At 70.4% G+C, this 10,570-nt stretch carries 9 protein-coding genes; 6 read left to right on the top strand and 3 right to left on the bottom strand.

Annotated features, from left to right (window positions below; all coding sequences use genetic code 11):
* The first annotated feature begins 78 nt into the window (after window positions 1-78).
* Both Sdi02f_RS21400 and Sdi02f_RS21390 read left to right on the top strand, forming a co-directional pair.
* On the top strand, window positions 79-780 hold the full coding sequence (locus Sdi02f_RS21400; protein ID WP_108933848.1) for an HAD family hydrolase: 702 nt from the start codon (window positions 79-81) through the stop codon (window positions 778-780).
* A 445-nt stretch (window positions 781-1,225) separates the two neighbouring features.
* A complete protein-coding gene (locus tag Sdi02f_RS21390; RefSeq protein WP_030404673.1) occupies window positions 1,226-2,830 on the top strand; it encodes an ABC transporter substrate-binding protein in 1,605 nt (534 codons plus the stop codon).
* Between the two features lie 100 nt (window positions 2,831-2,930).
* Here Sdi02f_RS21390 and Sdi02f_RS21385 read toward each other — a convergent pair whose 3' ends face one another.
* Together Sdi02f_RS21385 and Sdi02f_RS21380 are read right to left on the bottom strand one after the other, a co-directional pair.
* The gene (locus tag Sdi02f_RS21385; protein ID WP_030404674.1) at window positions 2,931-3,602 is read right to left on the bottom strand and encodes a response regulator; all 672 of its coding nucleotides are present in this window, start codon (window positions 3,600-3,602) and stop codon (window positions 2,931-2,933) included.
* A 26-nt stretch (window positions 3,603-3,628) separates the two neighbouring features.
* A complete protein-coding gene (locus Sdi02f_RS21380; RefSeq protein WP_167458223.1) occupies window positions 3,629-4,624 on the bottom strand; it encodes a RecB family exonuclease in 996 nt (331 codons plus the stop codon).
* Between the two features lie 173 nt (window positions 4,625-4,797).
* Between Sdi02f_RS21380 and Sdi02f_RS21375 the strand changes: the two genes are divergently transcribed.
* The 3 genes from Sdi02f_RS21375 (at window position 4,798) to Sdi02f_RS21365 (ending at window position 8,168) form a co-directional block, all read left to right on the top strand.
* Window positions 4,798-6,396: a site-2 protease family protein gene (locus Sdi02f_RS21375; protein WP_167458222.1), complete on the top strand. Its 1,599-nt coding sequence runs from the start codon at window positions 4,798-4,800 to the stop codon at window positions 6,394-6,396.
* 58 nt (window positions 6,397-6,454) lie between these two features.
* Entirely contained in the window at window positions 6,455-7,357 is a 903-nt protein-coding gene (locus Sdi02f_RS21370) for a tRNA (adenine-N1)-methyltransferase (protein ID WP_030404677.1), read from the top strand.
* Between the two features lie 220 nt (window positions 7,358-7,577).
* Window positions 7,578-8,168 (top strand): hypothetical protein, encoded by a 591-nt coding sequence (locus tag Sdi02f_RS21365; RefSeq protein WP_053639437.1) that lies wholly within the window; start codon window positions 7,578-7,580, stop codon window positions 8,166-8,168.
* 74 nt (window positions 8,169-8,242) lie between these two features.
* Here the strand turns inward: Sdi02f_RS21365 and Sdi02f_RS21360 are convergent, their stop codons facing one another.
* On the bottom strand, window positions 8,243-8,548 hold the full coding sequence (locus Sdi02f_RS21360; protein ID WP_030404679.1) for a ferredoxin: 306 nt from the start codon (window positions 8,546-8,548) through the stop codon (window positions 8,243-8,245).
* A gap of 244 nt (window positions 8,549-8,792) precedes the next feature.
* Here Sdi02f_RS21360 and arc point away from each other — a divergent pair, with 244 nt between their 5' ends.
* Window positions 8,793-10,559, top strand: a complete 1,767-nt coding sequence (gene arc, locus Sdi02f_RS21350; RefSeq protein ID WP_108933847.1) for a proteasome ATPase — start codon at window positions 8,793-8,795, stop codon at window positions 10,557-10,559.
* The last annotated feature ends 11 nt before the right edge of the window (window positions 10,560-10,570 follow it).

Here is a 10,570-nt window from a genome sequence, read left to right as displayed (position 1 = left end):
GACGTACACTGGTCGGTCCACCGCAGGCCGGCTCCCTTCGTGGGAGCCGGCCTGATCGTCCCTCAAGGAGGTACGTGGATGACCAGTACGGTCCCCGCGCTCGGAACCCGTACGGCCGAAGGCTCCGCCCTGCAAGCCGTGCTCCTCGACATGGACGGCACCCTGGTGGACACCGAGGGCTTCTGGTGGGACGTCGAGACGGAGGTCTTCGCCTCCCTCGGCCACACTCTGGACGACTCCTGGCGTCACGTCGTGGTCGGCGGCCCCATGACCCGCAGCGCGGGCTTCCTCATCGAGGCCACCGGCGCCGACATCACCCTCGCCGAGCTGAGCGTGCTCCTCAACGACGGCTTCGAGGAGCGCATCGGCCGCGACCTGCCGCTCATGCCCGGCGCCGCCCGGCTGCTCGCGGAGCTGTCCGCCCACGACGTCCCCACGGCCCTGGTCTCCGCCTCGCACCGGCGCATCATCGACCGCGTCCTGAAGTCGCTCGGCCCCGAGCACTTCGCCCTCACCGTCGCCGGCGACGAGGTGCCGCGCACCAAGCCCCACCCCGACCCCTACCTGACCGCCGCGGCCGGACTCGGCGCGGACCCGGCCCGCTGCGCCGTCGTCGAGGACACCGCGACCGGGGTCGCCGCCGCCGAGGCGGCCGGCTGCCACGTCGTGGCCGTGCCCTCGGTCGCCCCCATCACCCCCGCCGCCCGGCGCACGGTGGTCACCTCCCTGGAAGAGGTCGACCTGACATTTCTGCGCGGCCTGATGACACAAATGCGCTAGACGTTCACCGAGCGTGCAGCCGCGTTAAGCGGCAATTCCGGGAAGGGGCGCCCCGCGCGGCCCGGCCGGTGTTCCCACGGCTATTTCCGCCCCCGTGGCCTGGCCGAATTCCAGCACCGACGGCCGAAGCGCAACTGTGACGTTCGCCACGTGCGCGGGGCTCGACAGGGGGTCCGAGGGTGTGCCGCACCCCCTCTGGCCAACGTTGTCGAGGGGGCTTTGTGTCCTGATTGGTGAAACCCTGCACTAATCCTTCCACTGTCGGGTTTTCGGTGTGTCCACACCCGGTTTCGCTCCGTGATGAGCCCTCAACTCCGGTGGCTGCGAACCCCCGTGCGGGCGCGGACTAATCTCGTCGCGAGAACATCGGCCACTACCCCCGTGATCCGCCGCGACACCCCTGCATGCCGGATACACGGACCGACAGCTCTGGAGAAACTCGAGCATGAACCGCAAGACTTTGGTGCTGCCGGCCGTCGTCGGCCTGCTCGCGCCGGTGCTCGCCGCCTGCGGAGGATCGGACAGCGGCAGCGGCGACGGGGACGCGATCGTCGTCGGCACCACGGACCGGTTCAGCGCCTCCGAGGAGACGCCCGCGCCGCTCGACCCGGCATACGCCTACGACGTCGGCCTCTGGAACGTCCTGCGTCAGACCACGCAGACGCTCATGGCGCAGCCCCGCGGAGGCGGCGAACCGGTGCCGGACGCCGCGCAGAAGTGCGGGTTCACCGACACCGGAAACGAACGGTACGCGTGCACCCTGCGGGACGGGCTGAAGTTCGCCAACGGCGACCCCGTCACCGCCGAGGACGTCAAGTACTCCATCGAGCGCGCCCTGGCCATCGACGCCGACACCGAGGTGGCCTCGCTGCTCAACACCGTCGACACCGTCGAGACCCAGGGCGACCGCGAGGTCGTCTTCCACCTCAAGACGGCGGACGCCACCTTCCCGTACAAGCTGTCGACGCCGGTCTCGGGCATCGTCAACCCCGACCAGTACCCCAAGGACAAGCTGCGCGACGGCTGGGAACTGGACGGCTCCGGCCCGTACACCATGAAGGCCGAGGTCAAGGACAACGAGCTCACCAAGGCCGTGTTCACCAAGAACCCCACCTACAAGGGGAGCGCGAAGGTGAACAACGACAAGGTCGAGATGGTCTTCTTCGACGACGCGGAGGCCATGGGCGCCGCGATCGACAAGGGCGACATCGACGTCATGACCCGCGCCATGACGCCGGAACAGGTCCAGCAGCTCGCCAAGGCCACCGACGGCGACGTCAGCCTCGTCGAGGTGTCCGGCCTGGAGATCCGCTACCTGGCCTTCAACACGGAGGCGCCCGTGGTGAAGGACAAGGCGGTGCGCCAGGCGGTCGCCCAGGTCATCAACCGCAGCGAACTCGTCTCCACCGTCTACGGCTCGCAGGCCCAGCCGCTGTACTCGATGGTCCCGGCCGGCATCACCGGCCACTCCAACTCGTTCTTCAACACGTACGGCGACCCGAGCGTCGCCAAGGCGAAGGCGACGCTGGAGGACGCGGACGTCACCACGCCGGTCAAGCTGACGCTGAACTACACGACCGACCACTACGGCGCCGCGACCAAGCAGGAGTTCGAGCAGCTCCAGAAGCAGCTCAACGACAGCGGCCTGTTCGACGTCGACATCAAGGGCACGCCCTGGAGCAAGTTCCGCAAGGCGGAGCTGAATCGCGAGTACTCCGCCTTCGGCATGGGCTGGTTCCCCGACTTCCCGGACGCCGACAGCTTCATCGCGCCGTTCCTCGACAAGGGCAACACCCTCAACTCGCCCTACCAGAACCCGGACATCATCAACAAGCTGATCCCCGAGTCCCGTGGCGAGGCCGACCGGCTCTCCGCGGTGGACGTCCTCACCAACATCCAGGACATCACCGCCGACGACGTGCCGATGATCCCCCTGTGGCAGGGCAAGCAGTACGTCGCCACCCGCGACGACGTCACCGGCGCCGCCTACCTCCTCAACGCGTCCGCGACGCTGCAACTGTGGGAGCTGGGCCGGGGCGTCAGCGGCTGACACCGCCCCGGCACACCCGAAGGGCGCCCTCTTCCCACCGGAAGAGGGCGCCCTTCGGGTTGAGCACCCGCCGCGGCCGCGCACCGGCCGCGACGGCCGCCTACTGCGCGCCGGGACGGACCAGACCGCTCTCGTACGCGTACACCGCCGCCTGAACCCGGTCCCGCAGGCCCAGCTTCGTCAGCACATGACCCACATGCGTCTTGACCGTCGTCTCGCTGACGAACAGGTCCGCGGCGATCTCCGCGTTGGACAACCCGCGCGCCACCAGCTTCAGCACCTCCACCTCACGGTCCGTCAGCGTGTGCAGGGTGTCCGGCACCGGCTCGTCCCCGGAGGGCAGATGCGTGGCGTACTTGTCGAGCAGCCGCCGGGTGATGCTCGGCGCGAGCATCGCCTCACCGTTCGCCACCACGCGGATCGCCTGCACCAGCTCGTTGGCCGGGGCGTCCTTGAGCAGGAAGCCGCTCGCCCCCGCCTTCAGCGCCTCCACCACGTACTCGTCCAGATCGAACGTCGTCAGCACCAGCACCTTCGCCGGACCGTCCCGCTCGGGCCCGGTGATCTGCCGGGTCGCCTCCACACCGTCCATCCGCGGCATGCGGATGTCCATCAGCACCACGTCGGGCTGCAGCGCCCGCACCTGGTCCAGGGCCTGGAGGCCGTCTCCGGCCTCGCCGACGACCGCCAGATCCGGCTCCGCCTCCAGAATCATCCGGAAGCCCGTGCGCAGCAGCGGCTGATCGTCGACCAGTAGGACGCGGATGGCCACGTAAGTCTCCTTCGATGGGACAGGCCCTAGTCCGGCCCCATTCTGCCCTGCTCGGCACCGGCCGGGTCGGCCGCCCTCACCGGCAGCGGATAGGGCGGGGGAGTGCCACCGAACTCCGGGCAGTGCGCCTGGTGGTCGCACCAGCCGCACAGCTTCGTGGGCCTCGGCCGCCAGTCGCCCGTCTCGGTCGCCAGCCGGATCGCCTCCCACAGCGCCAGCAGCTTGCGCTCGACCCGCTCCAGGTCGGCCAGGACCGGGTCGTACGTGAGCACGTCACCACTGCCGAGGTAGACCAACTGCAGACGCCGCGGAACGACCTTCTTCAGCCGCCACACCACCAGCGCGTAGAACTTCATCTGGAACAGGGCGCTCTCCGCGTACTGCGGCCGGGGTGCCTTGCCCGTCTTGTAGTCGACGATCCGCACCTCGCCGGTCGGGGCCACGTCGACCCGGTCGATGATGCCGCGCAGCCGCAGCCCCGAGTCCAGCTCCGCCTCGACGAACAGCTCCCGCTCGGCCGGCTCCAGCCGGCTCGGGTCCTCCAGCGTGAACCAGCGCTCCACCAGCCGCTCCGCCTCGGACAGCCACCGCGCCAGCCGCTCGCCCTCCGGGTCGTCCGCGAACAGCTCACCGACCTCCGGCCTGCTGTCGCGCAGCCGGTCCCACTGGCCCGGCACCAGCGCCTTCGCCCGCGGCGCCGTCCGCTCGGCCGCCGGAGCGTCGAAGAGCCGCTCCAGCACCGCGTGCACCAGCGTGCCCCTGGTCGCCGCCTCACTGGGCTTCTCCGGCAGCCGGTCGATCACCCGGAACCGGTACAGCAACGGGCACTGCATGAAATCACCGGCCCGCGAGGGCGAGAGCGAGGCGGGCGGTGCCGCCACGGGCGCGGACGAGGGGGCCGCGGCCGCCGCGTCCCGCGCCACGGCCGCCGCTGCCCCCGCCGCGCCCGCCCGGTCCGCCACCGCCGCCGGCCGGGCGGGTCCCCCGGCATCCCCAGCGACATCCTCGGTACTCGTCTCCATGACCACAGACCATACGGCCGGCCACCGACAGCGACCCAGCCACGAGGCCGTGACCCCTGCGACAGAAGGCAAGCACAGGGGTGCCGGGGCTGAACGGGCCGCGACGGACGCATACCATCGACACCAGACCCTCCCGACCGGCAGGCGGGAGACGCTTCGAACGAGGGGACACCGTGGACGTGAGCGGCGGGAGCGGGCAGCCGCGGTCCGGCAACGACGAGTCGGCCGAGCCCCAGGCACATCCCACGGCCCCGGCCGCCGACCCCGCCGACGCCGCACGGCCGGGACCCACCGGCCCCGCAGCCCCGCCCCCCGGAGCGCCCGAGGGGCCGACGCCGCACGCAGCGGCACCCGGCCCCGAGGGGCCGCAGGACGGCACACCCACACCCCCCGGACCGGACCAGACCCCCGCCGAAGCCCCCGCCCCCCGCGACGAACCCGCCCCGGACGGCACACCGCCCGGCACCGCGGGACAGCCGCCGAAGCAGCCGGCCCCCGAGGACGACACCCCCGCCCGCCCCACGACCGGCCCGGCCGGGGGCGAGCGCCACACCGGCACCCCCCACCGCTCCGAGGCCCACACCCCCGGCACCGGCGGACCGGGACGGCCACCGCAGCGCCGGCCCGAACCCGGAGGCGGACTGCTCATGGGCCGCCCCTTCGGCGTACCCGTGTACGTCGCCCCGAGCTGGTTCCTCGTCGCCGCCCTCATCACCTGGGTCTTCGGCGGCCAGCTCGACCGCGTCCTGCCCGAGCTCGGCGCCGCCCGCTACCTCGTCTCCCTCTTCTTCGCCGTCGCCTTCTACGCCTCCGTCCTCGTCCACGAACTCGCCCACACCGTCGCCGCCCTCCGCTTCAAACTCCCCGTACGCCGCATCCAGCTCCAGTTCTTCGGCGGCGTCTCCGAGATCGAGAAGGAAGCCGAGACACCCGGCCGCGAATTCGTCCTCGCCTTCGTCGGCCCCCTGCTCTCCCTCGTCCTCGCCGGCGTCTTCTACGCCGCCCTGCTGCCCGTCGAACCCGACAGCGTCCCCGGCGTCCTCCTGGCCGGACTCATGGTCTCGAACCTCATCGTGGCCGTCTTCAACCTCCTGCCCGGCCTCCCCCTCGACGGCGGCCGCATGCTCCGCGCCGTCGTCTGGAAGATCACCGGCAAACCGATGAGCGGCACCGTCGCCGCCGCCTGGGTCGGCCGCGCCCTCGCCATCGCCGTACTGATCGGCCTGCCCCTGGCCACCCAGTCCCTCGGCAGCAAGGCCGCCGACGACGTCGGCATGGACACCGTCATGGACGCCCTGCTCGCCGCCATCCTCGCCGCGATCATCTGGACCGGCGCCGGGAACAGCCTCCGCATGGCCCGCCTGCGCGAACACCTCCCCGAACTGCGCGCCCGCGCCCTCACCCGGCGCGCCGTCCCCGTCCAGGCCGACACCCCCCTCTCCGAAGCCCTCCGCCGCGCCAACGCCTCCGGCGCCCGCGCCCTCGTCGTCGTCGACGCCGACGGAACCCCCGCCTCACTCGTCCGCGAGGCCGCCATCGTCGGCGTGCCCGAGCACCGCCGCCCCTGGGTCGCCGTCAGCACCCTCGCCCAGGACCTCACCGACGGCATGCGCGTCTCCGCCGAGCTCTCCGGCGAGGAACTCCTGGACGCCCTGCGCGCCAACCCCGCCACCGAATACCTCGTCGTCGAGGAGACCGGCGAGATCTACGGCGTCCTGTCCGCCGCCGACGTGGAACGCGCCTTCGTCAAGGCCATGGCCCGGCCCTCCTGAGCACCGCCCGCCCACAGCCGTGGTCGGAGGCCCCCGCCAGGACCGGTACGCTGGTCACATGTCCGAACCGACCGGTGCCGCCCGCAGGCGCGGGCCCTTCAAGGTCGGGGACCAGGTTCAGCTGACCGACCCCAAGGGCCGCCACTACACGTTCACGCTCGAGGCCGGGAAGAACTTCCACACCCACAAGGGTTCCTTCCCCCACGACGAACTGATCGGTGCTCCCGAGGGCAGCGTCGTCCGCACCACCGGAAACGTCGCCTACCTCGCGCTGCGCCCCCTGCTCCCCGACTACGTCCTGTCCATGCCCCGCGGGGCAGCCGTCGTCTACCCGAAGGACGCGGGGCAGATCCTCGCCTTCGCCGACATCTTCCCCGGCGCCCGCGTCGTCGAGGCCGGCGTGGGCTCCGGCTCCCTCAGCAGCTTCCTGCTGCGCGCCATCGGCGACCAGGGCATGCTGCACTCCTACGAGCGCCGCGAGGACTTCGCCGAGATCGCCCAGCAGAACGTGCAGCGCTACTTCGGCGGCCCGCACCCCGCCTGGCAGCTCACCGTCGGCGACCTCCAGGACAACCTGTCCGACACCGACGTCGACCGCGTCATCCTCGACATGCTCGCCCCCTGGGAATGCCTCGAGGCCGTCTCCAAGGCCCTCGTGCCCGGCGGCATCCTGTGCTGCTACGTCGCCACCACCACCCAGCTCGCCCGGACCGTCGAGTCCATCCGCGAGATCGGCTGCTTCAACGAGCCGACCTCCTGGGAAACCATGATCCGCAACTGGCACGTCGAAGGGCTCGCCGTCCGCCCCGACCACCGGATGATCGGCCACACCGGCTTCCTCCTCACCGCCCGCCGCCTCGCCGACGGCGTCGAGCCGCCCATGCGCCGCCGCCGCCCCGCCAAGGGCGCCTACGGCGAGGACTACGACGGCCCCAACGCCGGCGGAGGCACCGGCCGCTGAGGCCACCCCGCACGGCACCCAACGAACCGACGCCGTGGTGGAGTTCCGGCAGCGTCCCGGAACTCCACCACGGCGTCGCCGTGTTGACCCGCACCCCACGCGCGAACGGCGACCGCGCGGAAAACAGAACCAGTACCCACCCCGCCGTTCCCCCGCACTGTGACGTGTGGCACGATGCAGGCCACCCCCACCGGCACAGCCCTCACAGGAGACACTCCTCGTGCAGCACCCCGCCGTTCCGGACCTCTCGCACACGCACACCCGGCCCATCCACTGGGTCGCCACCGCCACGGCCCTCGCAGGCGTGGTCGCCCTCTCCTCACTCCTCCAGCCCGACGCCGCGACCGCCGCCCAGACCGGCAGCCACACCACCGCGGCCGGACCCAAGGGCGCGCCCGCACCCATGGCGCCGCCCGACCCCGCCGCCGTCTCCTTCCCCCTGGAGTGCGGCCCCGTCAAGGCCGTCGTACAGAAACAGGCCTCCGGCGACCTCGACGGCGACGGCCGCCCCGAGACCGTGGCCGTCGTGCACTGCGACGCCCCCATGGGCACCCCGCCCGACGGCGTGTACGTCATCACCCGGAACGCCGACAACGGCAAGCCCCGCGTCGTGGCCACCCTCGTCGACCCCAAGGAGCGCCGCACGGCCACCGTCCTCGCGGTCCGCGACGGCGCCGTCCACGCCACGCTCCTCGGCTACTCCTCGGCCGACGTGCCCAGTTGCTGCCCCGACGTCACCGACGACGTGAAGTGGCAGTGGAAGAACGGCACGTTCGTCAGCGACACGCCCTCACACGCCCGCACCGTCTGACCGGTACTCCCGGGACGGACGGTGTGACACACCGGACAGCCCTCACGGAACGTACACGTCGCGTTACGATTCGGTCACTCCGCGTCCGGGCCGTAGACCTCGGTCCTGTCCGAAACGCGGCGCACGTGGATGCACTCGCCCGGACACTCCTTCGCCGAATCCACCACGTCCGTGAGAAGCGGCAACGGCACGGGCGTTGTCGCCCCCGGTGCCTGCAGCAGCTCGTCGCCCGCGCCCTTCACATAGGCCAGACCGTCGATGTCCAGCTCGAACACCTCGGGCGCGTACTGGGCGCAGATGCCGTCGCCGGTACACAGGTCCTGGTCGATCCAGACCTCCAGAGCCTCACCGTCGACAACGGCCTCCTGCTGCACGCTCATCTCTCCTGCCGTTTCCTGCGTCGAGCCCCCGGGAATCCGGCCAGCTCCGACGGGTGTTGAACACTTCGACCCTACCCCCGCCGGGGTTCCCCCCACGTTCCGTGGGTATTCCCCTGGCGTGAGGGAGAGCGCAAGGGTGAAGATCGGACACACCCCGACAGTCTTTGTGATCTAGGGGTTTCAATCGACACCCACCCAGGTAGGGTCTGGAAGCGTCCAGCTCCCCTTGGAGGAGGTGAGGACCGTGGCAGCCCACGACGACGACATGAACCGCGGCATCCGCCCGGGACGCGGGTCCGAGGACCCGGCCGGGCAGGTGGCCTACCTTGAGCAGGAGATCGCCGTCCTGCGACGCAAGCTCGCCGAATCTCCGCGACACACGAGAATTCTCGAAGAGCGGATCGTCGAACTGCAGACCAACCTCGCCGGCGTGTCCGCGCAGAACGAGCGACTCGCCGGCACCCTCCGTGAGGCCCGCGACCAGATCGTGGCCCTCAAGGAGGAGGTCGACCGGCTGGCCCAGCCACCGGCCGGCTTCGGCGTCTTCCTGCAGGCCAACGAGGACGGCACCGCCGACATCTTCACCGGCGGCCGCAAACTGCGGGTGAACGTCAGCCCGAGCGTCGAGCTCGACGAGCTCCAACGTGGCCAGGAAGTGATGCTCAACGAAGCACTCAACGTGGTCGAGGCCATGGAGTTCGAGAGCATCGGCGACATCGTCACCCTCAAGGAGATCCTCGAGGACGGCGAGCGCGCCCTGGTCCTCGGCCACACCGACGAGGAACGGGTGGTGCGGCTCGCCGAGCCCCTGCGGGGACTCACCATCCGCCCCGGCGACGCCCTCCTGCTCGAACCCCGCTCCGGCTACGTCTACGAGGTCGTCCCCAAGAGCGAGGTCGAAGAACTCGTCCTCGAAGAGGTCCCCGACATCGGCTACGAGCAGATCGGCGGACTCGGCGGACAGATCGAGATGATCCGGGACGCGGTCGAGCTCCCCTATCTCTACCCCGACCTGTTCAAGGAGCACGAGCTGCGTCCCCCCAAGGGCGTCCTGCTCTACGGCCCCCCCGGATGCGGCAAGACGCTCATCGCCAAGGCCGTCGCCAACTCGCTGGCCAAGAAGGTCGCCGAGGTCACCGGCCAGGCCGCCGGCAAGAGCTTCTTCCTCAACATCAAGGGCCCCGAGCTCCTCAACAAGTACGTCGGCGAGACCGAGCGGCAGATCCGCCTCGTCTTCCAGCGAGCCCGCGAGAAGGCCAGCGAGGGCACCCCCGTCATCGTCTTCTTCGACGAGATGGAATCCCTCTTCCGCACCCGCGGCTCCGGCGTCAGCTCGGACGTGGAGAACACCATCGTCCCCCAGCTCCTCGCCGAGATCGACGGCGTCGAAGGCCTGCAGAACGTGGTCGTCATCGGCGCCTCCAACCGCGAGGACATGATCGACCCCGCCATCCTCAGGCCCGGCCGGCTCGATGTGAAGATCAAGATCGAACGTCCCGACGCCGAAGCGGCCAAGGACATCTTCGGCAAGTACCTCACCGAACGCCTCCCCCTCCACTCCGACGACCTCGCGGAGCACGAGAAGGACAAGGCGGCCACCGTCCAGAGCATGATCCAGACGGCGGTGGAACAGATGTACGCCGAATCCGAGGAGAACCGCTTCCTGGAAGTCACCTACGCCAACGGCGACAAGGAAGTCCTCTACTTCAAGGACTTCAATTCCGGCGCCATGATCGAGAACATCGTGGGTCGCGCCAAGAAAATGGCGATCAAGGACTTCCTCGACAAGAACCAGAAGGGCCTCCGCGTCTCCCACCTCCTCCAGGCCTGCGTGGACGAGTTCAAGGAGAACGAGGACCTGCCCAACACCACCAACCCGGACGACTGGGCCCGCATCTCCGGAAAGAAGGGCGAGCGCATCGTGTACATCCGTACGCTCGTCACCGGAAAGCAGGGCGCGGACACCGGACGCTCCATCGACACGGTGGCAAACACCGGTCAGTACCTGTAAAACGCGGGGCG

Source organism: Streptomyces ardesiacus, from assembly GCF_003112575.1.
GTDB lineage: Bacteria > Actinomycetota > Actinomycetes > Streptomycetales > Streptomycetaceae > Streptomyces > Streptomyces ardesiacus.
The sequence above is the reverse complement of the archived record's forward strand: the minus strand, read 5'-3'. Positions and strand labels throughout refer to the sequence as shown.